Raw genomic sequence first — 23,435 nt, forward strand, 5'->3', positions numbered from 1 at the left:
CTTTGGCGGGTGTGGCCCGCCGCTGGCGCCGCCGCGACGGCTGGATTGCACGCTGTTCGGCATTGCTGCCTTCCTGGGCGCCAGTTTGCATAAAATTAGAGCAATTCAAGCTGCCCATACCCGCGCCAGCGCGGCTCGAGGCGCGCGTGGAGGGCGATGGCGCTCCGCGTTTGGAAACAATTTGCATGCTTGCGGGGCAAGGGTGCCGTGAGCGCGGGCAGCTGGAGCAAACCCCCGTCACCGCACCACCTTCAGGCCTCCGAGCCCGCCGTCACGTCGGCTGTCGCAGCGTCATCCGCGGCCGGTCTCAGCCCCTTTCGCTTGATTCATGTCAATCGTTGGCATGCCCCCTGCATATTGAGATGCGAAGCATGCTTCGTAATTGAGCGGTCACGGATCGCTCGCCGACGACGGAGAATTTTATGGTTAAGTCAGTGGGTTACGACATCCTTCTGAAGGGTGGGCGGGTGATCTGCCCGGCTTCGGGGCGTGATGGCGTGTTCGATGTGGCTGTGCGCGACGGACGGGTCGCCGCCATTGAGGAGACCATTCTTCCGGCGAGCGCCAACACCGTGATCGACGTCTCGGGCAAGCTGGTGCTGCCGGGCATGATCGATACCCACGGTCACTGCTACCAGTATGTGAGCGGCCGCTTCGGGCTGGATCCGGACATGGTGGGCGTGCACTCCGCCGTCACTTCGGTGGTGGATCAGGGCGGCGCCTCCTGCATGACCTTGCCGGGCTTCCGCAAGTTCATGGTGGAGCCGAAGAAGACCCGCGTTTATTCCTTCCTCTCCGCCTATCTCGTCGGTGGCCTGGAAGGCCATTACTATCCGAACCTCTACAGCCCTGAATGCGTGGATGTGGACGCCACCGTGCGGGCCGCCATCGCGAACCGCGACCTGGTGCGCGGCATCAAGGGGCATGCGGAAATCGGCGGCTTCGCCCGCTGGGGCATCAAGGTGATGGAAATGGCGGTGGAGATCGCCCGCCGCGCCGAGATCCCGCTCTATGTCCATTTTGGCGCCCTGTGGGGCCTGCCGGCGAGCGGCACCAATGGCGAGGATGCGGACACCATCCTGGACCGGGTCATTCCGCTCCTGAAGGAGGGCGACATCCTGGCCCATCCGTTCACGCGCAATCCGGGCGGCTTCGTGAACCGCGACGGCAAGGTGCACGACGTGATCAAGGCGGCCCTCGATCGCGGCCTGAAGATCGATGTGGGCCACGGCAGCCACTTCTCCTACCGCATCGCCAGGAAGGCCATCGCGGCCGGCGTGGTGCCCCACACGCTGGGCGCCGACATGCACGGCTACAACACCTATGTGCCGGCCCCTCCCGGCACCCCCGCCGAGCATCCCGACGACGAGAACCATCCCTTCAAGGGCCAGGCCCGCTTCAGCCTCACCCAGGCGATGAGCTCCATGATGGCCCTGGGCCTGCCGCTGGAGCAGGTGGTGCCCATGGTCACCGCCAACCCTGCCGCCATGCTCGGTCTTTCGGATCGTCTCGGCGCCCTCAAGGTGGGCTATGCGGCGGACATCTCGGTGCTCGACGACAATCGCGGCAGCTTCCTGCTGCGCGACAACGAGGACACCAAGGTGGTCACCGATCGCCTGCTGACGCCGGCCTTCTGCCTGCGCAATGGCGAGCGCTTCGACGCTGATGCGCCGATCCTGCCGGAAGTGGTGGCGGCGTGAGCGCGCCCGCCACGCAGAAGGCTCCGCAAGAGGTCTGGGACACCCTGTCCCAGACCGAGCGGGACGCCGCCTACAACAACAATGCCGCGGTGGCCGACAGCGCGGACTGGGTCGCCGCGCGCGATGTGGCGGCGGCCGCCTATCGCGCCGCGCGTCCGGAGGGGCTCGACATCGCCTATGGCCCCGGCGGGCGCCAGAAGCTGGACCTGTTCTCCGGCGCGGCCGGTGCCCCCACTCTCGTGTTCCTCCATGGCGGCTACTGGCAGCGCAATTCGCGCGAGGTGTTCGCCCATTATGCGCAAGGGCTCGCCGCTCACGGCTGGTCGGTGGTGCTGCCCAGCTATTCGCTGGCGCCTGAGGCGCGGCTGGCCGACATCGTGGCCGAGATTGGCGCCGCGCTCGATTTCCTGGCGCGCGAGGGTGGGCGGCTGGGTGTCACCGGGCCGGTGGTGCTCTCCGGCTGGTCGGCCGGCGCGCAACTGGCGGTGATGCAGCTCGACCATCCGCTGGTGACGGCGGGCCTCGCCATTTCCGGCGTGTATGAGCTCGCCCCCATCCGCGACACCTTCCTGAATGGGGCGCTTCAGCTCTCGGACGAGGAGATTGCGACCCTTTCTCCGCTGCGCCTTCCGGTCTGCAGCAAGCATCTCGCCATTTCCTACGGCACGGCCGAGGTGCCCGCGCTGGTGCACGATTCCGAAGCCCTCGCCGCGCGCCGCGTGGCGGCCGGCGCGCCGGTTTCGGTGCTGCCCATCGCGGGGGCCAACCACTTCTCCATCCTCGAAGAGCTGCGCGACCCGGAAGGTCGCCTGACGCGCGCGGCCCTCGATCTCGTCAGCGGAAGGACGGCATGATGAAGGACGTCACCCAGCCGGGCGAGGGCGTGGGCGCGCGCCTGCCCCGCAAGGAAGACGACCGGCTGATGCGCGGGCGCGGCCAGTATATCGCTGACATCCGCTTGCCTGGCATGCAGGACGTGGCCTTCGTGCGCAGCCCGCTGGCCCATGCGCGCATCCGCGGCATTCACGTGCCGGAGGACCTGAAGGGCCGCGTCTTCACCGCCGCCGACCTCGACGGGGTGAAGAACATCCGTGCCGTGTCCGGCCTGCCCGGCTTCAAGGTGTCGGAACAGCCGGTTCTGGCCACCGACAAGGTGCGCCAGGTGGGTGAGCTCATCGCCATGTGCGTCGCCCCCACCCGCGCCGAGGCGGAGGACATGGCCGCCCGGGTAGAGCTGGACCTGGAGGAGCTGCCGGCCCTCCACGACATGCTGGAGGCGCGGAAGCCCGGCGCCGCTCTGGTGCACGAGCATTGGGGCGACAACGTCTTCCTCGAATCCCTGGTGAATGTGAACATCGAGGCCGCCTTCGACGCCCCGGTGAAGGTGACGCGCACCATTTCCACGGCCCGCCAGTGCATGGCGCCCATCGAGGGGCGCGGCACGGTGGTGCATCTCGACCATCGCATGGACCAGCTTGTGGTCTATACCGCGAGCCAGATGCCCCACATCGTGCGCTCGGGCCTCTCCGAATGCCTGGAGCTGGACGAAGGGCAGATCCGCATCATCTCCCCCGATGTGGGCGGCGGCTTCGGCTACAAGGCCATTCTGCTGTCGGAGGATGTGTGCCTGGCCTGGCTCGCCCGCAAGCTCGGCACCCCCGTGCGCTGGCTGGAAGATCGCCGCGAGCACCTGACGGCCAACGCCAATTGCCGCGAACACCATTACGAGCTGACCCTCTATGCCGAGCGCGATGGCACGCTGCGCGGCATCGATTGCGAGGCCACGGTCGATAGCGGCGCCTATTCTGCCTATCCCTTCTCCGCGTGCCTGGAAGCCGCGCAGGTGGCCTCCATCCTGCCGGGGCCCTACGATTTCCCCTCCTATCGCTGCCGCACCTGGTCGGTGGCCACCAACAAGTGCCCGATCCTGCCCTATCGCGGCGTCGCCCGCACCGGCGTGTGCTTCGCGCTGGAAGTGGCGCTGGATGCGCTCGCGGCGGAGCTGGGCCTGCCGCCGGAAGTGGTGCGCCTCAAGAATCTGGTGCGTCCGGAGCAGATGCCCTTCGACAACATCACCAAGAAGCACTTCGACAGCGGCGACTATCCGGAAGTCCTGAAGCGGGCGCTCATCGCCATCGACCCGGAAAAGGTGCGCGCGCGCCAGAAGGCGGGTGAGCCGGATGGCCGGCGCATCGGCCTTGGCCTGTCCATCTATTGCGAGCAGGGAGCCCACGGCACCTCGGTCTATTCCGGCTGGGGCATTCCCATGGTGCCCGGCCACGAGCAGGCCGGCGCGCGCCTCACCCCCGATGGCGGGCTCGAATTGCGGGTGGGCGTCCACTCCCACGGCCAGAGCCTGGAAACCACCTTGGCCCAGGTGGCCCACGAGATTCTCGGCATTCCGGTCGCCCGCACCCGCGTGTTCTATGGCGACACGGCCATGACGCCCTATTCCACCGGCAGCTGGGGCTCGCGGGTGATGGTGATGGCCGGCGGCGCGGTGGCCACCGCCTGCACGGAGCTGTCCGAGCGCATCCGCCGCATCGGCGCCCACATGCTGCAGGCGGACCTCGCGGATGTGCGGTTCGAGAACGGGCGCGTCATCGGCCCCCATGGCGATGTGGGCGTGAACGAGATCGCCCACACCTGGTATCGCCGGCCCCAGGACCTGCCCGCCGACGTGGATGGTGGCGGCCTGGAGGTGACCTCCGGCTACAAGCCCCTGCGCGACAGCGGCACATTCAGCTATGCCACCCACGCGGTGGTGGTGGCGGTGGATCCCGAGATCGGCGAGGTGGAGCTGCTCGACTACGTCATCGTGGAAGACGGCGGCGTGCTGGTGAACCCCATGGTGGTGGATGGCCAGATCCTGGGCGGCCTCGCCCAGGGCATCGGCACCGCCCTCTATGAGGAAATGGCGTTCGACAGCTCCGGCCAGCCGCTGGCCTCCACTTTGGCGGATTATCTGCTGCCCGGGGCGCCGGAAGTGCCGGCCCCCTTCATCGGCCACATGGAGACGCCTTCGCCCTACACCCGCTTCGGCGTGAAGGGCATCGGCGAGGGTGGGGCCATCGCCCCGCCTGCGGCCATCGCCAACGCGATCAACGACGCGCTGCGTCCCCTGGGCGTGGAGATGATGCGCTCGCCCGTCACCCCCCGGCGGATCGTCGAGCAGGTGCTTGCCGCCCGCGAGGCCGGCCTTGCCGAGAAGCGGGGCGCCTCGGCCAACAGGAGCGCCGCATGAAGCCCGCCCCGTTCGAGATCGCCCGTCCCCGTGAGATCGAGGCCGCCGTGGCCCTGCTGGCGGAGGGCGCAGACGGCGCCAAGGTGATGGCCGGTGGCCAGTCCTTCGGGCCCATGCTCAATCTGCGCCTCGCCCAGCCGTCTCTGGTGGTGGACATCACCGGCATCGCCGCGCTCAAGAGCGTGCGCGAGGAGGAGGGGGCCATCGTCTATGGCGCTCTCGTCACCCATGCGGACGTGGAGGATGGGCGCGCGCCGGATGTGGGCGCCCATGTGCTGAGCCGCGTGGCCGCGGGCATCGCCTATCGGGCGGTGCGCAATCGCGGCACCATGGGCGGCAGCCTCGCCCATGCCGACCCCGCCGCCGACTGGGTGAATGCCCTTTCCGCCCTCGGCGCGGATGTGGAGATCGCCGGCCCCTCCGGTCGCCGCTGGCTGGGGCTGGGGGATTTCCTCACCGGCGCCCTGTCCACGGCGCTCGGCGCGGGCGAGATGCTGGTGGCGGTGCGCGTGCCCAAGGTGCCGGCAAGCGCCCGTTTCGGCTACGCGAAGCACTGCCGCAAGGTGGGTGAGTTCGCCCACGCCACCGGCGCGCTGCTGATCGATCCGCAAAAGGGCACGGCCCGCGCGCTGATGGGCGCCATCGACGCGCCCCCTCTCGTCATCGCCGATGCGCGGGAGCTGTTCGGCGGCCGCGTGGATGCGGCCTTCGCCGGCCGCTTCGATGCCACCGCCGCCGCCATCGCCCTGTTCGACGCGGGGGTGAGCGATCCGGTGGAGCGCCACATTCACGTGGAGGTGCTGCGGCGCGCGGTGCGGCAGGCCGATGGCCTCTTCTCCCCCCAGTCATCCCCCACTTCCAGGAGCGCCGCATGAACGCCCCCTTGCGTGCATCCGGCACCACCCGGACCGTGGCCCTGACCCTCAACGGACGCGCCGTGGCGGCCGATGTGGAGCCGCGCACCAATCTCGCCGATTATGTGCGCGACGCGCTCGACGCCACCGGCACCCATATCGGCTGCGAGCATGGGGTGTGCGGCGCCTGCACCGTGCTGGTGGATGGAGAGCCGGCGCGCGCCTGCCTCTCCTTCGCCGTCACCTGCGCCGGCGCGCAGGTGACCACCATCGAGGGCCTCGACGATGACGAGGTGACGAGCGAGCTGCGCGCCGCCTTCAATCGCGAGCACGCCTTGCAATGCGGCTTCTGCACGCCCGGCATGCTGGTGTCGTCGCGCGACCTGGTGCTGCGCCTGGCCGAGGCGGACGAGACGCGCATCCGCTACGGGCTGGCCGGCAATCTGTGCCGCTGCACCGGCTATGCGGGCATCGTGAAGGCGGTGGCCTCGGTCATCGCCGACCGGCGCGCCCGTGGCATCGCGCCGGTGAGCGACGCGCGGGCTTTGGGGCCGGTGGGTGCGCGCTCGGGCGAGGCGGTGGCGGCCGTGCCGCTGGTGGTGGAGAAGGCCGCGCAGCCGGCCGCCGCCACCGTGGCCATCGCCGCCGATTTCAAGCCCGCCAACAGTTTCGAGCAGAGCTTCGAACTCGCCTTCCCGCCCGAGCAGGTGTTCGCCTTCTTCGCGGACATTCGCGAGGTGGCGGCCTGCCTGCCCGGCGCGGTGGTGGAGGCCATGCCCGAGCCCGAGCGGGTCGAGGGCGGCATGAAGGTGAAGCTCGGCCCCATCTCCACCACCTTCCGTGGCACCGCGCGCGTGACCCGGGACGAGGCGACCCAGAGCGGCGTCATCCTGGGCGCGGGGGCTGACGGGCGCTCCTCCACCCAGGGCGAGATCCGCTACCGGGTGCTGGAGGGCACGGCCCCCGGCACGGCGCGGGTGGACCTGACGGTGGGCTACACGCTGAAGGGCCCGCTGGCCCAGTTCGGCCGTCCGGGCCTCGTTCGGGAGGTGGCGGGCCGGCTGATCGCGGAGTTCGCCGCCCATCTCGAGGCCCGGCTGAAGGGCGCCCCGGCGCCCGCGGCCTCCAGCGGCGGCGTCAATCCGCTGCGCCTCCTGTTCTCGCTCCTCGCCCAGCGCCTGAAGGCACTGATCGGCGGGTAGCGCCTTCATTCCCCTTTTCCAACCAAGTCCCCTTTGCCCCGAGAAACTGGAGTTCAAACATGCAGATGACCCGCAGGACGACGCTGGCCGCCATGGCCTTCGCGCTGATGTGCTCCACGGCCTTCGCCGCCGACGACACCATCAAGATCGGCGTGAACGAGCCGCTGACCGGCGCCTTCGCGGCTTCCGGCACCTATGTGACCAACGGCGCGAAGATCGCCGCCGACGAGATCAACGCCAAGGGCGGCGTGCTCGGCAAGAAGATCGAGCTGGTGATCGAGGACAACAAGAGCAACCCGACCGAGGCCGCCGCCGTGGCCGAAAAGCTCATCACCTCCGACAAGGTTCCGGTGATGATGGGCGCCTGGGGTTCCAGCCTGACGCTGGCCACCATGCCGAAGCTGGAAGAATACTCGGTGCCGATGCTGGTTGAGACCTCGTCCTCCGGCAAGATCACCACCCAGGGCAATCCCTATGTGTTCCGCATCGCCCCGCCGTCGGCGGTGGAGGCGGAGGCGTTCGGCCCCATCGCCACCAAGCTCGGCATCAAGAAGGTGGACTTCCTGGTCATCAACAATGACTGGGGCCGGGGCGCCGCCGCCGACTTCTCCAAGGTGCTGAAGTCCAAGGGCGTCGAGGTGGGTCTCATGGAGACCATGGACCAGTCGTCCCAGGACATGAGCGCCCAGCTCGCCAAGCTGAAGGCTTCCGACGCCGACACCATCATGATTACCGCGGCGGTGGATCAGCTCACCCTGCTGTTCAAGCAGATGGCGGCTCTGGGCCTGAAGAAGCGCATCATCACCACCGGCGGCTCGCAGAACCCGGACCAGATCGTGGCCCAGGCCGGCGCCACCGCCAACGGCACGATGCATCTCGTCACCTTCGCGCCCTGGTGGCCCGAGAAGAGCCCCAACCCGCAGGCGGCCGAATACTTCATCAACGAGTGGAAGAAGCGCGGCTACGACTTCGCCGGCACCACCGAGAGCTTCCGCGGCTATGACGGCATCCGCACCATCGCGGCCGCCATCCAGGCCGGCGGCGCCACCGATCCGGCCTCCATCGTCAAGGGCTTCTGGAAGGTGGACCTGAAGGGTCTCAACGGTCCCATCAAGTTCGAGAAGGCCGGCCCGGCGGGCAAGGAGAGCGGGCAGAGCAAGCCCGAGGTCTATCTGATCGAGATTTCCGAAGGAAAGATCTCGCCCGTCAAGCTCTGAGCCATCGCCGCTTCCCGCTCCCCGAAAGGGAGGGGAATGGGGCGAGGGGCGGCTCCCATGCCAACTGCCTGGCACGCGGCGCCGCCCCCTCGCTCTCCGCATTGCCCTTGCCGGCGCGGTTCAGCCGCCGCGCCGCGCTTGCCCCGAACGACCCTAGAACAGGCTCGGCAAGCACCGGTTCGCCGAACCTGTTCCAACTCACCGTGAGAGCGCAAATCCGAACGCAGCACCGCGTCATGCTTCTGCTGGATTGGCTCTAAGGACAGGCCGGATGGACCAATTTCTACAACACATCGTCAACGCATCGGTGCTTGGCGGCACCTATGCGCTCCTCGGCATCGGCCTCACCTTGATCTTCGGCATCATGAACGTGGTGAATTTCACCCACGGGGCCATTTATACCTTCGGTGCCTACGCCATGTATCTGGCGGCGGTGGCGCTGGGGCTCAACTTCTTCGTGGCGCTGCCGGTGGCGGTGGTGGCGGGCCTCATCATGGGCGCGATCATCGAATTTGCGCTGCTGCGCCCGCTGCGCCGGTCCGACATCGACACCACCATGCTGGTGATGATCGGCACAGGCATCATCCTGCAATCGGGCACCCTGTGGATCTTCGGCGGCGTCGCCAAGGCCGTGCCCACGCCCTTTCCCGCCGAGCCGCTGGTGATCGGGCCGGTCTCGCTCTCCTATGTGCGCCTGTTCGTGTTCTTCGCGGCGCTGGCGCTGATCGTGCTCACCTATTTCACCATCAACGGCACCAAGCTCGGCCGCGCCATGCGCGCCACCTTCCAGGATCATGACACGGCCGCGCTCATGGGCGTGAACGTGTCCCTCATCTACACGGCCACCTTCGCCATCGGCTCGGCGCTGGCAGCTGCGGCGGGTGCGCTGCTGGGCCCGGTCTATGTGGTGTTTCCGCAGATGGGCGACCTGGCCGCGGTGAAGGCGTTCGCCATCGTCATCCTCGGCGGGCTGGGCTCCATTTCGGGCGCCACCATTGGCGGCTTCATCCTGGCCTTCGCGGAGGAGATCGGCGCCGGCTACATCTCCTCGGGCTATCGCGACGCCATGGGCTTTCTCATCATCATCGCGGTGCTGCTGGTGAAGCCCACCGGCCTGTTCGCCCGCGCGGAGCGGATCGGATGACCAAGCTTCTCGCCCCCCTCTTCCTGGTGGCGGCGGCGCTGCTGCCGCTGGTCCTCAAGGATCCGTATCTGCTCAACGCCCTCATCATCACGGGCATCTTCACCATCTGCGCCATGAGCCTCAATCTGCTGCTGGGCTTCACCGGCCAGCTGAGCCTGGGGCACGTCGCCTTCTTCGGCATCGGCGCCTATGTGAGCGCGCTCACGGCGCTTGGGTTCGATGTGGGCCTGCCGTTCGGCCTCCGGGTGACCTATGAGGGCGGGGACCCCATCGTGGGCTTCCTGCTCGCCATCGTCATCACCGGGCTCACCGGCTTTCTCATCGGCCGGCTGTCGTTCCGGGTGCGCGGGGCCTATTTCGTCATCGTCACCATCTCGTTCGCCGAAGTGGTGCGGCTGGTGGCGCTGAACTGGGTGGAGCTGACCCAGGGGCCCCTGGCGCTCACGTCCATTCCCAACATGACGCTGCCGCTGCCCGGCCTCGGCGAGCTTACGCTGCGCTCGAAGGTGGAGAACTATTATCTGGTGCTGGTGGTGGCGGCGCTGAGCTATCTCGTGGTCGGCGGCCTCGTGGCCTCGCGCTTCGGCCGGGCCATGCGCGGGCTGAAGGAGAACGAGTCCCTGGCGCTGTCGCTCGGCATCAATGCCACGCGCACGCTCACCATCGCGGCCACCATCTCGGCGGCCATGGCGGGGGCGGCCGGCAGCCTCTATGCCCACTACATCCGCATCATCGATCCCGACGTGTTCCTGTTCTCCTACACGGTCACAATGGTCATCATGGTGGTGGCGGGCGGCAAGGGCACGCTGGCGGGGCCGCTGGTTGGCGGGCTCATCTTTGGCCTGCTGCCGGTGGCGCTGCGCCCGGTGATGGCGCCTGAGGCGCAGTGGATCGTCTATGGCGCCATCCTGATCGCCATCCTGTTCGTGATGCCCAAGGGCATCGTCCCGGCCCTTGAGGCCCTGACGCGCCGCAAGGCGCCCAAGGCGGCGCCGGGCAAGCCCCTCGAAGCGGGAGCCCGCCCATGAGCACCATCCTCAATGTGGAGCATGTGGGCATGCGCTTCGGCGGGCTCACGGCCATCTCGGACCTGCATTTCGATGTGCATGAAGGCGAGATCCTGAGCCTTATCGGCCCCAATGGCGCCGGCAAGACCACGGCGTTCAACATCATGTCGGGCTTCTTGAAGCCCACCCAGGGCCGGGTGGTGTTCCGCGGCCGCGATCTCGCCAAGACGCGGCCCAATGAGATCACCCGCCTGGGCCTTGCCCGCACCTTCCAGCGCACCAGCGTGTTCGCCGACGACACGGTGCTCGACAATGTGCTGATCGGCCTGCACCGCTTCGGCAGCCCGGGCCTCCTGGACCGCCTTCTGCCCACCCCCGGCGCCCGCGCCGCGGAGAAGGCGGCCCGGGCCCGGGCGGAGGAGATCATCGATCTCGTCGGCCTGTCCCATCGGGCGCAGGAGCTGGCCGGCTCGCTGTCCTATGGCGAGCAACGGCTGGTGGGCTTCGCTTTGGCGCTGGCCACCGAGCCGCGCATGTTGCTGCTGGACGAGCCGGTTTCCGGCATGAACGCGTCCGAGACCCAGGGCTTTGTGCGTCTCATCCGCAAGGTGCGGGGGGAGGGGGTCTCCATCCTCCTCGTGGAGCACGACATGCCCATGGTGATGGAGGTTTCGGACCGCATCGTGTGCCTCAATTACGGCCGCCTCATCGCCGAGGGCTCGCCGGCCGAGATCCGCAACAATCCGGCGGTGATCGAGGCCTATCTCGGCAAGAGCGCGGCGCGGCTGGAAGAGAAGGAAGCGGCCCATGCTTGAGATTTCCGATCTCGTCTGCGGCTACGGCCAGGTGACGGCCCTTCGGGGCATTTCGATCAAGGTCGAGCGGGGCCAGCTGGTGGCCCTGGTGGGGGCGAACGGGGCGGGCAAGTCCACCACGCTGCGCACCATTTCCGGCCTCGTTCCGGCCCGCTCCGGCACCATCCGCCTCGATGGCGAGGACGTGACCCGCGCCAGCCCGCAGAAGATGCTGCGCATGGGGGTTGCCCATTGTCCGGAAGGCCGGCGGGTGTTCCCGCACATGAGCGTGGCCGACAACCTCGCCATGGGCGCCTATCTCCGCAGCGGCGATTCCAGCCTGCGCGAGGACTATGAGCGCATCTATGAGAGCTTCCCGCGCCTTGCGGAGCGGCGCCACCAGATGGCCGGCACCCTTTCCGGCGGCGAGCAGCAGATGCTGGCCATCGGCCGGGCCCTCATGTCCCGCCCGCGCCTGGTACTGTTCGACGAGCCGTCCCTCGGCCTCGCGCCGAACATCGTGGAGCAGATGTTCTCCATCATCGGCGGCATCCGCGATGCGGGCACCACGGTGCTGCTGGTGGAGCAGAACGCCTTCGCGGCGCTGGAGCTGTGCGATTACGCCTACCTGCTGGAAGCCGGCAGCATCGTGATGGCGGGGCAGGGCGCCGAGCTCATCGGCGATCCCCACGTGCGGGCGGCCTATCTCGGCGGGTGACGGCCACGGCCGCGCGGCGCTGGAGCGGAACCAGGGGCGGGAGCGATCCCGCCCTTTTTCGTGCCCGGCCCCCGGCGCAAAAAAAAGCCGGCACCCGAGGGCGCCGGCCAGTCATGGGGGGTGATGAACGCGGAAGAGGGGTGTCAGGATGGCAGCCTTTGGGCCGCCTCGCGGATGGCCCGCAGAACCTTGTGCTGGAGGGCGAGAAAGTCCTCGCTCTCCACGATTTCCGGCGGACGCGGGCGGGGCAGATCCACCTGGAACGTCTCGCGCACGCGGCCCGGGCCGATGCCCATCACCACGATGCGGTCGGAGAGGTAGACCGCCTCTTCCACGTCGTGGGTCACGAACAGCACGGTCAGCTTGTGCTTCTCCCACACCTCGATGAGCAGCTCCTGCATCTGCTGGCGGGTGAGGGCGTCGAGGGCGCCGAAGGGCTCGTCCATGAGCAGCATCTTCGGGCGGTAGGAGAGGGCGCGGGCGATGGCCACGCGCTGCTTCATGCCGCCGGAAAGCTCCGCGGGATAGGCATCGGCGAAGTGCTCCAGCTTCACGAGGGCAATGTGCTCTTCCGCCACGCGGCGGCGCTCGGCCGCCTCCATGCCGGCGGCCTGCAGGGCGAATTCCACATTCTGCCGCGCCGTGAGCCAGGGCAGCAGCGTATAGGACTGGAACACCACGCCCCGGTCGAGCCCCGCCTCGAACACCGGCGCGCCGTCGATGTGCACCGGGGAATAGTCCCCGGTGCCGCTCGTGGGATCATCGAAGGTCTCGAGCCCGGCGACGATGGACAGCAGGGTGCTCTTGCCGCAGCCGGAGGTGCCCACCAGGGAGACGAACTCGTTGGTGGCAAGGTCGAGATTGATGTCGCGCAGGATCTCGATCTGCTGCGCGCCGGCGCCGAAGCTCTTGTTGAGATGGCGGATGGCCAGCTTTGGGGTGGCCATGGAGGTGGCGGGCGCGGTCATCGTCCCCTCGTGGTGTAGCGGAAGAGGTGGGTGGCGGCCGCCTTCATGAGCTGGTCGGTGAGAAGCCCGAGCACGCCCAGAAGCAGGATGTAGCCGAAGATGGTGTTGGTCTGGAAAAACCGCTGCGCCACCACGATGCGGTAGCCCAGGCCCGAGGTCGCGGCCACAAGCTCGGCCACAACCAGCCAGGTCCACGCCCAGCCGAGACTGATGCGCAACGTGTCCCAGATGCCCGGCATGGCGCTGGGCAGGATGATGCGGGTGATGATCTTGCGGTCCGGCAGGCCCAGCGTGCGGCCGAGGCCGATGAAGTCCTTGGGCACCCGCTTCACCACGTCCATCACCAGCAGGACCTGCTGGAAGAAGGTTCCGATCCAGATGATGAGGAACTTCTGCGCGTCCCCGGTGCCCACCCACAGGATGGAGAGCGGCACGAAGGCCACCACCGGCATGTAGCGCACGAAATCCACCAGGGGCTCGATGGCCGCTTCCCAGGTGAAATAGCTGCCCACCAGCAGCCCCAGCGGGATCGCCATCACCGAGGCGATGAGGAAGCCCACCATGATGCGGTAGATGGAAATGCCCATGTCGTTCCAGAGCGTGCCGTCGGCGGCGAGCTTGCCGAGCTGGGCGATGACGCTCATGGGCGAGGGCAGGAAGATGGGGCGCACCACACCCGCCGCCGCCGCCGCGACCCAGCAGAGCGCGATGGCGCCGAACACCAGCACCGCGATGCCGGCGAAGCGCCCACGGCTGATGGGCGCCCGCAACCCTCCGCGCCGCCGCTTGCGACGGCGCGGACCGGGCCGGATGGACGGCGGTGCGGCATTCGGGGTCGGGTTCATGGCGGAATGGGCCAATGTCGCCTCACCTGTGTTGGGGCCGCGAAGGCCGCCGTCCAGGGCCGTCACGGGACGGCCTTCACGAAGTCGACGATGATGAAGTCACCCGCCGCCACCGGCTTGTCCAACAGGCCGGCCTTCTGCGAGGCATCGGCCACGTCGCCCAGGGTCTTGGTGGCGAAGGAGCCGGGCAGGGCGTCCTTGTTCTGGGTCATGGAGTAGAACACCACGCCGTCGAAGGCGGTCTTCAGCTCGTCCACGCTGGCGCCCACCGCCTTGGCGATGATGGCGCGGCCACCGGCGACGTCGGCGTTGTAGTCCTTCAGCGCGGCGTCCCAGGCCTTGAGCAAAGCCAGGACCTGGCCGGGCTTCTTCTTCAGCACGTCCTCACGCACCACCAGCACGTCGGAGATGAGGCCGGGATTGACGCCGGCGGTGTAGAGCAGCTTCAGCTTGGGGTCCTGCTGCATGGCGGTGGACAGATAGGGCTCATAGGTCACCGCTACCGGCACCTGCCCGGCGATGAGCGCGCCACCGGCATTGGCGGCGGGCATGGGCACCTGCTCGATGTCGGTGATGGAAAGGCCGTTGGCGGCCAGCGCGTACTGCAGCAGCACGTCCGAGGTCGCGCCCTGCTCATAGGCCACCTTCTTGCCCTTCAGGTCCTTGATGGACTTGATGTCGGGGCCGGCCAGGATGGCGTCCGCGGTGGTGGAGACGTCGAGCAGCGCCACGATCTTGATGGGCAGGCCGGCGGCCTTCATGCTCAGCGCCGCATTGGTGGGCACCGCCGCCACGTCCAGCGCGCCGCTGGCCACCGCCGCGTTGATGTCCTTCTGCTCGACGAAGTTCTCGATCTTGACGTCGGTGAGGCCCTCTTTCTTGTAGAGGCCCTTTTCCGCCGCGATGTGCAGCGGGCCATAGCCGAGCCAGGGCTGCACGCCCACGGTGAGGGCGCCGGCCTCGGGCTTGGCCGGGATCTCGGCGGCGCGCGCGGGCAGCGCGGCCAAGGCAACGAACGCCGCGAAGAGGGCGCTCTTCATGATCGGGGCAGTCATCATGCGCAACGGTCCTGTGTTGAGGCTGCGCTCGGGCAGCTGGGGAAAGGATTGAGGTCAGGGGTCAGAAAGAAAATTCGCGCTGGCCCATCTGGATGGTGATCCACTTCTGCTCGGTCAGCTCTTCCCAGGACGAGCGCCCGCCTTCGCGGCCGAAGCCGGAATTCTTCACGCCGCCGAACGGCACATGGGGCTCGTCGGAAATGGTGCAGTCATTCACATGCACCATGCCGGATTCCAGCCGCAAAGAGAGGTCGAACGCCTTCTGCAGGTCGTTGGTGATGACGGCGGCGGACAGGCCATAGGCGGTGTCGTTGGCCACCTTCAGCGCCTCCTCGGCATCGGCCACGCGGATGATGGAGACCACGGGGCCGAAGCTCTCCTCGTGGTAGATCCGCATTTCGGGCGTGACGCCGGAGAGCACGGTGGGCTGGAAATAGCGGCCCTCATGGGTGCCGCCGGTGAGCACGTTCGCGCCCTTCTCCTTAGCGTCCGCAAGCTGGGTGTCGATGAAGGCGCACTGGCTCTCGCGGATCAGCGGGCCGATGACGGAGGTGGTGTCGCGCGGGTGGCCCACCGGCACCGTCTTCGCCTTGGCCACGAAGCGTTCCACGAAGGCGTCGAAGATGGGGGCTTCCACGATCACCTTGGAATTGGCCATGCACACCTGGCCCTGGTGCAGGAACACGCCGAAGGCGGCGGCATTCACCGCGTAGTCCAGGTCCGCGTCCTTCAGCACGATGAGCGGGCTCTTGCCGCCCATTTCCAGGCAGAACTTCTTGAGATGCTTGGCCGCTTCCACCGCCAGGTGGCGGCCGGTGCGGGTGGAGCCGGTGAAGGTGACGAGCTTCACCCGCGGGTCGGCCATCATGATGTCGCCCACCTCGGCGGGCACGCCCGGCACCACGTTCAGCACGCCGGCCGGCAGGCCCGCTTCCTCGAACAGATCGGCGATGAGGGCGCCGGAAATGGGCGTCTCTTCCGAGGGCTTCAGCACGAAGGTGTTGCCGGCCGCGAGCGCGAACGCGATCTTCTTCATGGAGAGCAGGAAGGGCGAATTGAACGGCGCGATGCCCGCCACCACGCCCAGCGGCCGGCGCACCGACATGGAGATCTGCCCCGGCTGGGTGACGGGCATGGTCTCTCCCATCACATGGCGCACGTCGCCGGCGGCACTGCGCAGGCAGTCGGTGACGTAGTCGATTTCCCACAGGGCCTTGTTGAACACCGAGCCGCACTCGTCGATCAGCATGTCGCGGATCTCGGGGGTGCGCTGCTCGATCACGTCGGCGACCTTCAGCAGCATCTTCTCGCGGGTGCTGGCGAGGCTGGAGCCCCAGGCCGCGAACGCCTCGTGGGCGGCCTCGATGGCGCACGTCACCTCGGCGGCGCCGGCCTGCTGGGTGCGGGCGAACAGGCTGCCATCGGCCGGATTGATGCTGTCCGCCGTGATGTTGCGGCTGGAAGCGACCCACTCGCCATTGATGAACAGCTTGTAGGTGCGAACGCCGTCGATGACGTCATAGGAAGCGGGATTCATGCGCAGGCTCCGTCGCGTTCCGGGGCTTTCAGGGAGGAGGATGAGGCAAGGTCGCGGGCGATGAGATCGGCCGCGCGCTCGCCGATGAGCACACAGGGCGCCAGCGTGTTGCCGCCGGCGATGGCGGGCATGATGGAGCCATCCGCCACCCGCAGGCCGGCAATGCCGTGCACCTTCAGGGAACCGTCCACCACGGCCATCTCGTCGCGACCCATCTTGGCGGTGCAGGTGGCGTGGAAATAGGTGCCGGCGGCATTGCGCAGGAAGGTCACCATCTCCGCCGGGTCCAGCGGGCCGGGCATCAGCTCGCGTTTCACGAACGGCTTCAGCGCTTCCGAATGGCCCATGGCGCGGCAGATCTCGATGCAGCGGATGAGGGCTGTCACATCCTCTTCCGCGCTCAGGAAATTGGCTTCGATGCGCAGCGGGTCGTCCGGGCCGGCCCCGGTCAGCAGCACCTGGCCCCGGCTCTTGGGCCGCAGCAGGCCGGGCGCGAGGGTGAAGGCGTGGGCGGGGTCCACCGGCAGATTGTAAGCGGGCCGGGTGATCTCGGAGCCGAAGGCGCACTCCTCCAGCATGGGCTGGAGATCCGGCGCGGGCAAAGACGGGTCGCTCTTGCAGAAGAAAGTGAACTCGGCCGAGTTGTTTCGCGGCGGCTCGGGGGTGCGATATTCGAACACGCAGCCCGCCACCAGGATGTGATCCTGAAGATTCTGCCCCACGCCCGGCAGATGCCGGGCCAGCGGAATACCGAATTGCTTCAGGTGCGCGGCATCGCCGATGCCGGACTGCATCAGCACCTTGGCGGTGTTGATGGCGCCTAGGGACAGCACCACCTCGTGCCGTGCCCGCACCGTGTGCACGGCGCCACCCTGATCGAACTCCACCGCCGTGGCGCGGCCATTCTCGATGCTCACGCGCCGCACGCGGGCGCCGGTCACCACAACGAGGTTCGGCCGGTGGCGGCGCGGGGCCACATAGGCCGAGGCGGTGGTGATGCGCGAGCCGTCGCGGGCGATGTTCACATTGGCGATGGCGGCGCAGCCGTCACCGGCCAGGGCCTCGGCATTGTGGTCCGCGACCTTGGGAATGCCCTGTTCCTCGGCCGCGTCCAACAGGCCGTGCACCACCGGAATGGGGTTTTCCGGCAAGGTGATGCGCATGGGGCCGCCCGTGCCGCGCAAAGGCGAGGCGGGGCCGTCCCAATCCTCGATGCGCTTATAGATGGCGACGGCGGATTCATAGCTCCAGCCTGCATCGCCGCTCTCCGCCGCCCACAGGTCGAAATCACTCTTGTGCCCGCGCGCCCACACCAGGCCATTGATGGCCGACCCGCCGCCCATCACCCGGCCCATGGGCAGGGGCGCGCGGCGGCCATTGAGGCCGGTGCAGGGCTCTGAGCGGAAGTCCCAATCGCGCTCCGAGGCGATGTTGCGCATCCAGATACGGGGGTTGCGCACCTCCTCAACGTCGCCTTCACCGCCGGCTTCCAGCAGCAGAACCTTGAGGTGGAGGTCGGCTGCGAGCCGCCCCGCCACCACGCATCCGGCGGCTCCCGCGCCGCAGACCACAATATCGAAGCCTTCCTGGAAGGCCGGCGCATCAAGCATGAGCATTTCCCTGCGCGATGTCCGCGTTCGCGGAAAATCATCAGTATACCGCCGAACTGTTGCATGCAGTGTGCCATTCATCCGGCCGGCGGCTAAAATGTAGATCCGGCAATGGCTTGCGCAGAAAGGTGAGGATGGGGGCCGGCGGCGGCGCTCAGCCGCGCGAGCTGCTCTGCTTACAAGATGCGCATAATGCGTCGCTTTTGCGTGCACGACGCGATGCCGTGGTGAAAACGGCGTCACCAGGCCGGGGCACGACGGCGTCCGCGCAGGGGCGTGGCGGTTGGGAACGCAGGTGGGAGAGCTGGCGGGCAAGCACGCGGCACGCCGCTCCGTTGGCGGTGCGGGGGCGGCTCAAGCCATAAGCGGGCGCGCCCGAAGCCTGGCGCTCAGGGCTCGCCGAGACCGCCCACGGGCGAGCGGCTGATGTCGTTATTGGCGGCCACCAGCAGGCGCAGGGACTTGAGGAAGCGCTCGCGCTCCTCGGGCGGCAGCGCGGCGACAGTGCGTTCATGGGCGCGGGCGGCGCTGTCCTGCACCCGCTCCAGCAAGGCGCGGCCGGTTTCGGTGAGGCTCACCAGCTTCATCCTGCGGTCGCGTGGCGAGATGGTGCGGGTGATGAGGCCGCGCGTTTCAAGGCGCGCCACCACATCGGCAATGTTGGTGCGGTCGAGGCCGACGGCGCGTGACAGGGCGATCTGTTCCACCGTCCCCATCTGGTCGAGGGCGGTGAGCACGGAATATTGCACGGGCGTGATGCGCTCGGCGGAGCATTCCTCGTTGAAAAGGGCCAGGTGGATCTGGTGCAGGCGCCGGATGAGGAAGCCCGGGCGCTCCTCCAGGTCCTGGATGCGCCACTCCCGCTGCGACGGGCCGCCTTTTCCGCCGCTCTTCGGGGTCTCGGCGTCTTCAGGAGAGGATTTCACCATGGGATCATCTTTTCCGCATGGACGGGAAAGGGGCGCGGCCCGCGGGCACTGCCAGGAGGATGAGTCCTGCCGTGCCGACGATGATCCACCGCTACAACGAAATGCCGCCGAGGGCCAGCGCCGCGCCCCTCGCCTGGCGCGGGGCGGCGCTGGCCAGTGGCCTACGCCACGCCGGCGGGAGCCTCCTGGGCGATGATGGTGCGGTTGCGGCCGCTGCGCTTGGCGGCATAGAGGGCGCGGTCGGCGGCATCCACAAGCTGGACGTAATCCGGGTGGCCGCCATAGGTGGCCACGCCGATGGAGGCGGTGACCTGAATGTGGCTGCCATCGGAAAGGCGCAGCTGGCGCTCGGCGAGGCGGGTGCGCACCCGCTCGGCGATGTCGAAGCCTTCCTCCACCTTGGCTTCCACCAGTGCGATGAGGAACTCCTCGCCGCCATAGCGGAAGACGAAATCGTTGAAGCGCACGGTGTCCATCACCACATCGGCCACCTGCTGCAACACCAAGTCGCCGGTGGAATGGCCCCAGCGGTCGTTGATCTGCTTGAAGTGGTCCACGTCCACCATGAGGATGGTGAACGGCGAACCGGTGGTGGCGGCGATGGAGATCTCGCGCCCGAGAATGGTGGGCAGAAAGCGCCGGTTGAGCGCGCGGGTGAGCGGGTCACGCCCGCCCTCGACCCCGGCGATGCCCTGAAACAGGTCTCCCAGCACGAACTTGATCTCATCCACCAGGGCGCGCAGTCGTGCCAGTTGCAGGCGCAGCTCCTCGCCGCCCTTGGTCCGCGCCTCATGCAGCTTGGGCAGCACGATGTTGTCGATCTGCTTCAGGTTGCCATAGATGACCTCAAGCCCCGGCGCACCCTGGAAGATGAGGCCCGCGCGGTGGTGGAACCACAGGCCGAAGGGCGATTTGCCGAGGGGCATAAGGTTGGCATTGGAGCTGGAATCGAGCAGCGGAAACAGCACCGATTGCAGCCATTCCATCAGGGCGGCATTCTGCGTTTCGCGCGTCACCGACACATCCTGCCCTACGGCGAACAGCCGGAACGCCTCGTCCACCTGGGCGCGGCGCATGGAGCCCTGCATGTAGGCCTCGCTCATGAGGCCCATGGCCCAGTCCATCCGCGCATCCACGAAGACCATGGCTGAGGCCAGGCCGGCACGGTCCAGGTCGCTTTTCACCAGAAGGTCGGCCATTTCGGCCTTCAACAGGGCCGCGCCCTTGATGACGAGGCCAAATGGCAGCTTGATGCGGGCATGCACCTCGCCGATCTTCCTCTGGGTCTCGGCCTCCGGGGTCGCGAACAGATCCAGCAGCCATTGCTTGAGGGAATGGACCAAGCGCGTTTCCACCATCTGGTGGCTCAGGAAGTTAGCGCCCTCCGGATCCTCCATGAACGTCTCATAGAAGATGCCCACCAGCTTCGTCGCATGGGTGGACATGAGCTTTTCGATGATGGCGTGCGTGTCCGAGGCGGCCTCCGGGCGCGCGTACCAGTTTGCCACCGGCCCGTTGAGATCGGAGCTCTGCATGGTGATGACCCTTATGTGGAGCGGCGGAAAACGGTGCCGGGCATCCGGAATGCCCCGCGCCACGCCGGTTCAAGTTGCGCAATATTTTCCCCTGACGATAGTTTTGCTCCATGGGGAAGCGCAAGCACCCAGCCGGAGCGCGGAAGGGGCGGCTGGTGGATCTGGTCGCGGCAAGCCGCCCGACCTCGTCCGCGGGTGCTGGGATCGGCTGGCAATGGCTGGTGGTGGCTTCACCCGCGGCCCCGCGTCGTCTTCCGCAGGCGATGTCTTTCGCGCGGCCGCGCCCCACTATGTCACCCGCAACCTTGCCCGGATGCCCCCGTTGCAGCACCATCGGAAAGGGTTGTTGTCGTGTGTGTCATGTTGATGTGGCTTATGTTTTGAGAATATATTTTATTTGATATGGATCAAACAAATATATTGAGTTTTTCCTCGTGTGAAAGTGACCATCTGCGCGCTTGTGTCTCAGGGCGATCACGGTCCATGTGGGTGATTACTTTACGGAAGTCAGCCAAAATTCGCGCCAGCTTAGAGTGATTCACTCCGCCAGCGCAGGAATTCGTGGACGGCGGGGGATTGCTCCCGCAGGCGGTAGATCATGTATACATCTGCCACCAAAACCGGCGTAACTGGGCGGAACACCACCTCGTCGCTGGTGAAGCGCGCGGTGGAGGATGGCACCAGGGCCACCCCGAAGCCGGCGGCGATGAGGCTGGGAATGGACTGGGAATCCACCACCTGCTGCGAAACCCGCGGCAGAAAGCCGGCTTCCACGCAGCTTCTCTGGATATAGCGCGCGAATTCCGAAGATTCAGGGTGCAGCATCACATGTTCGTCGTCGGCCAGATCCGCGAGGGCCACGACGGGCTGCGCGGCGAGCGCGTGGCCGAGGGGCAGGATGACCGAGATGCTCTCGCGCCAGGCGAGCGTGCAGCCCAGCTCCGGATGCCTCGCCACTGAGCGGTCCAGGCCGATGTCGGTGCGGTTGAAGCTGATGTCGGTGCGATGCTCCAGCACGTCTTTCACCTGCAGGGCGGGGGCCTGCTCATAGATCACGGTGCGCACCTGAGGCGCGTGGCGCCGATAGTCGGCGAGCCAGCGGGCGAGGCCGCCGCGCAAAATGGTGCCGGTGGCGCCGATCTCGATCTTGCCAGAGTGGCCCGCGCCCACGGACATCACCTGCTGCTGTGCCCGTTCCGCCTGGGCCAGCAGGGCGCGCGCCTGGGCCTCCATCTCCTGGCCGGCGGCGGTCAGCTCCACGCGCCGGCTGGTGCGGGCGAACAGGCGCGTCTTCAACCCCGCCTCCAATTGGGCGATGGCTTGGGAAAGGGGCGGCTGCGACATGTTCAGGCGCTGCGCCGCGCGGGTGAAGGAGAGTTCCTCCGCCACCGCCAGGAAATAGCGCAGCTGTCTCAGATCAATATCCATGGCATATCAATCTAGTTCAATCATATATTGGACATATTCATACGCCGGAGCGACAGTCGCATCAACGCTCGGCACCGAGGGGCATTCCCCCAGGCGACACGGGCGACCTTCCAGGCTGTTTCGGGGATAAGGATGTCTTCCATGAACATGGTCATGCGCGCTGCCGCCAAATGCACGGCTCTCGCCTTTGCCGGCGCGGTCTTCGCCTCCGCCGCTCTGCCGGCCCAGGCCGATACGCTCGCCGAGATCGAGAAGGCGAAGGTGATCCGCATCGCGGTGCCGCAGGACTTCGCGCCCTTCGGCTCGGTGGGGCCGGACCTTCAGCCGCGCGGCTATGACATCGACATGGCCAATTACATCGCCAAGCAATTGGGCGTGAAGGCGCAGCTCGTTCCCGTCACCAGCGCCAACCGCATCGCCTATCTGCAGACCCACAAGGTGGATCTGGTCATCTCCAGCCTGGGCAAGAATCCCGAGCGGGAAAAGGTGATCGACTTTTCCGTGCCTTACGCCCCCTTCTTTTCGGGCGTCTATGGCCTGAACGGTGACGGCGTGACGGCGGCGGCGGGCCTCTCGGGCAAGACGGTGGGCGCCACGCGCGGCGCCATCGAGGAACAGGAGCTGACCAAGCTCGCCCCCGCTGACGCCACGGTAAAGCGCTTCGAGGACAACAACGCCACCGTTTCCGCCTTCATTTCCGGCCAGGTGGACTATATCGCCACCGGCAATACGGTGGCCGCCACGGTGGCGGAGAAGAGCCCCAGCCGCAAGCCGGAGCTGAAGTTCGTCATCAAGGACAGCCCCTGTTATGTGGGTCTGAACAAGGATGAGCCGGCGCTGCTCGCCAAGGTGAATGAGATCATCACGAAGGCGAAGGCGGATGGCACGCTGGCCAAATTCTCTGAAACCTGGCTGAAGGCGCCCTTGCCCGCCAATTTTTGAGCCCGCACCCCAGCTGATCGCCAGGGAGCGGAGCCGTGATCCAGCAACTGAACTTTGGCGATCTTCTTCCCTATTGGGATGTGTTCGCCCGGGGACTTCTGTTCACCATCGTCCTCACCCTCACCTCCACCGTGGCCGGGCTTGCCCTCGGCACGGCGGGGGCCTGGGCCCGCACCTTTGGGCCCAAATGGGCCGGCGCGGTGACGCGGGTTTATGTGGAGATCATCCGCAATACGCCGTTCATCGTGCAGCTCTTCTTCATCTTCTTCGGGCTTCCGGCCCTGGGGGTGAAGTTGTCGGAAGATGTGGCCGCATTCATTGCCATGGTCATCAATCTCGGCGCCTATTCCACCGAGATCATCCGGGCCGGCATCGAGGCGGTGCCCAAGGGTCATCTGGAGGCAGGCGCCTCCTTGGCCATGAGCCGGAGGGAGATCTTCCGCCACGTCGTGCTGAAGCCGGCGCTCATGAAGGTTTATCCAGCACTGTCCTCGCAGATCGTCATTGTGATGCTCGGCTCGGCGGTGGTGTCGCAGATCTCGGCGGAGGATCTCACTTACGCGGCCAACTATATCCAGTCGCGGAACTTCCGGGCGTTTGAGGTCTATATCGTCGCCGCCTTTCTCTATCTCCTGCTCGCCATTGGCCTGCGCGCGCTTCTGCGCGGCATCGGCCGGGCGATGTTCCCGAAAGGGTGAGGGCC

Annotated in this window: 20 protein-coding genes; 12 read left to right on the plus strand and 8 right to left on the minus strand. The window is 67.2% G+C overall.

The features are described from left to right. The first annotated feature begins 422 nt into the window (after positions 1 to 422). The 10 genes from V5F26_RS07965 (at position 423) to V5F26_RS08010 (ending at position 11,880) form a co-directional block, all read left to right on the plus strand. Entirely contained in the window at positions 423 to 1,700 is a 1,278-nt protein-coding gene (locus V5F26_RS07965) for an amidohydrolase/deacetylase family metallohydrolase (protein ID WP_234051477.1), read from the plus strand. Next, positions 1,697 to 2,554, plus strand: a complete 858-nt coding sequence (locus V5F26_RS07970; protein ID WP_394947570.1) for an alpha/beta hydrolase — start codon at positions 1,697 to 1,699, stop codon at positions 2,552 to 2,554. The genes V5F26_RS07965 and V5F26_RS07970 overlap by 4 nt, the downstream gene beginning before the upstream one ends. Then, positions 2,551 to 4,944, plus strand: a complete 2,394-nt coding sequence (locus tag V5F26_RS07975) for a xanthine dehydrogenase family protein molybdopterin-binding subunit (protein WP_394947569.1) — start codon at positions 2,551 to 2,553, stop codon at positions 4,942 to 4,944. The genes V5F26_RS07970 and V5F26_RS07975 overlap by 4 nt, the downstream gene beginning before the upstream one ends. Continuing rightward, positions 4,941 to 5,819 (plus strand): FAD binding domain-containing protein, encoded by an 879-nt coding sequence (locus tag V5F26_RS07980; protein ID WP_394947568.1) that lies wholly within the window; start codon positions 4,941 to 4,943, stop codon positions 5,817 to 5,819. Before V5F26_RS07975 ends, V5F26_RS07980 begins: the two co-directional genes overlap by 4 nt. Beyond that, positions 5,816 to 7,000, plus strand: a complete 1,185-nt coding sequence (locus V5F26_RS07985) for a xanthine dehydrogenase family Fe-S subunit (protein WP_394947567.1) — start codon at positions 5,816 to 5,818, stop codon at positions 6,998 to 7,000. Before V5F26_RS07980 ends, V5F26_RS07985 begins: the two co-directional genes overlap by 4 nt. Before the next feature lie 65 nt (positions 7,001 to 7,065). Further along, complete coding sequence (locus tag V5F26_RS07990) at positions 7,066 to 8,217, plus strand: ABC transporter substrate-binding protein (protein WP_394055162.1); 1,152 nt, start codon at positions 7,066 to 7,068, stop codon at positions 8,215 to 8,217. A 271-nt stretch (positions 8,218 to 8,488) separates the two neighbouring features. Further along, positions 8,489 to 9,361, plus strand: a complete 873-nt coding sequence (locus V5F26_RS07995; RefSeq protein ID WP_394054935.1) for a branched-chain amino acid ABC transporter permease — start codon at positions 8,489 to 8,491, stop codon at positions 9,359 to 9,361. Continuing rightward, positions 9,358 to 10,389, plus strand: coding sequence for a branched-chain amino acid ABC transporter permease (locus tag V5F26_RS08000; protein ID WP_394054933.1), 1,032 nt, complete (start codon positions 9,358 to 9,360; stop codon positions 10,387 to 10,389). Before V5F26_RS07995 ends, V5F26_RS08000 begins: the two co-directional genes overlap by 4 nt. Beyond that, positions 10,386 to 11,183, plus strand: coding sequence for an ABC transporter ATP-binding protein (locus V5F26_RS08005; protein ID WP_234051470.1), 798 nt, complete (start codon positions 10,386 to 10,388; stop codon positions 11,181 to 11,183). Before V5F26_RS08000 ends, V5F26_RS08005 begins: the two co-directional genes overlap by 4 nt. Beyond that, positions 11,176 to 11,880, plus strand: a complete 705-nt coding sequence (locus tag V5F26_RS08010; RefSeq protein ID WP_394947566.1) for an ABC transporter ATP-binding protein — start codon at positions 11,176 to 11,178, stop codon at positions 11,878 to 11,880. Before V5F26_RS08005 ends, V5F26_RS08010 begins: the two co-directional genes overlap by 8 nt. A 143-nt stretch (positions 11,881 to 12,023) precedes the next feature. On the opposite strand, the gene V5F26_RS08015 is transcribed toward V5F26_RS08010, so the two are convergent. The 8 genes from V5F26_RS08015 to V5F26_RS08050 all read right to left on the minus strand — a co-directional run bounded on the left by V5F26_RS08015 (position 12,024) and on the right by V5F26_RS08050 (position 21,790). Beyond that, positions 12,024 to 12,827 (minus strand): ABC transporter ATP-binding protein, encoded by an 804-nt coding sequence (locus V5F26_RS08015; RefSeq protein WP_394055161.1) that lies wholly within the window; start codon positions 12,825 to 12,827, stop codon positions 12,024 to 12,026. A gap of 17 nt (positions 12,828 to 12,844) precedes the next feature. Next, a complete protein-coding gene (locus tag V5F26_RS08020) occupies positions 12,845 to 13,693 on the minus strand; it encodes an ABC transporter permease (protein WP_394055159.1) in 849 nt (282 codons plus the stop codon). 62 nt (positions 13,694 to 13,755) lie between these two features. Beyond that, entirely contained in the window at positions 13,756 to 14,751 is a 996-nt protein-coding gene (locus tag V5F26_RS08025; RefSeq protein WP_394054929.1) for an ABC transporter substrate-binding protein, read from the minus strand. Between the two features lie 61 nt (positions 14,752 to 14,812). Beyond that, positions 14,813 to 16,288: an aldehyde dehydrogenase family protein gene (locus V5F26_RS08030; protein ID WP_394947565.1), complete on the minus strand. Its 1,476-nt coding sequence runs from the start codon at positions 16,286 to 16,288 to the stop codon at positions 14,813 to 14,815. Beyond that, positions 16,285 to 17,898: a GMC family oxidoreductase gene (locus tag V5F26_RS08035; protein ID WP_394947564.1), complete on the minus strand. Its 1,614-nt coding sequence runs from the start codon at positions 17,896 to 17,898 to the stop codon at positions 16,285 to 16,287. The genes V5F26_RS08030 and V5F26_RS08035 overlap by 4 nt, the downstream gene beginning before the upstream one ends. A gap of 389 nt (positions 17,899 to 18,287) precedes the next feature. Beyond that, a complete protein-coding gene (locus V5F26_RS08040) occupies positions 18,288 to 18,827 on the minus strand; it encodes a MarR family winged helix-turn-helix transcriptional regulator (RefSeq protein ID WP_394947563.1) in 540 nt (179 codons plus the stop codon). 161 nt (positions 18,828 to 18,988) lie between these two features. After that, positions 18,989 to 20,362, minus strand: coding sequence for a GGDEF domain-containing protein (locus V5F26_RS08045; RefSeq protein ID WP_394947562.1), 1,374 nt, complete (start codon positions 20,360 to 20,362; stop codon positions 18,989 to 18,991). Between the two features lie 528 nt (positions 20,363 to 20,890). Continuing rightward, positions 20,891 to 21,790 (minus strand): LysR substrate-binding domain-containing protein, encoded by a 900-nt coding sequence (locus V5F26_RS08050; protein ID WP_394947561.1) that lies wholly within the window; start codon positions 21,788 to 21,790, stop codon positions 20,891 to 20,893. Between the two features lie 132 nt (positions 21,791 to 21,922). On the opposite strand from V5F26_RS08050, the gene V5F26_RS08055 reads away from it, so the two are divergent. Beyond that, positions 21,923 to 22,732, plus strand: coding sequence for a transporter substrate-binding domain-containing protein (locus tag V5F26_RS08055; protein WP_394947560.1), 810 nt, complete (start codon positions 21,923 to 21,925; stop codon positions 22,730 to 22,732). Positions 22,733 to 22,767: 35 nt separating this feature from the next. Beyond that, complete coding sequence (locus V5F26_RS08060) at positions 22,768 to 23,430, plus strand: amino acid ABC transporter permease (protein WP_394947559.1); 663 nt, start codon at positions 22,768 to 22,770, stop codon at positions 23,428 to 23,430. The last annotated feature ends 5 nt before the right edge of the window (positions 23,431 to 23,435 follow it).

Source organism: Xanthobacter variabilis (genome assembly GCF_043831965.2).
Taxonomy (GTDB): domain Bacteria; phylum Pseudomonadota; class Alphaproteobacteria; order Rhizobiales; family Xanthobacteraceae; genus Xanthobacter.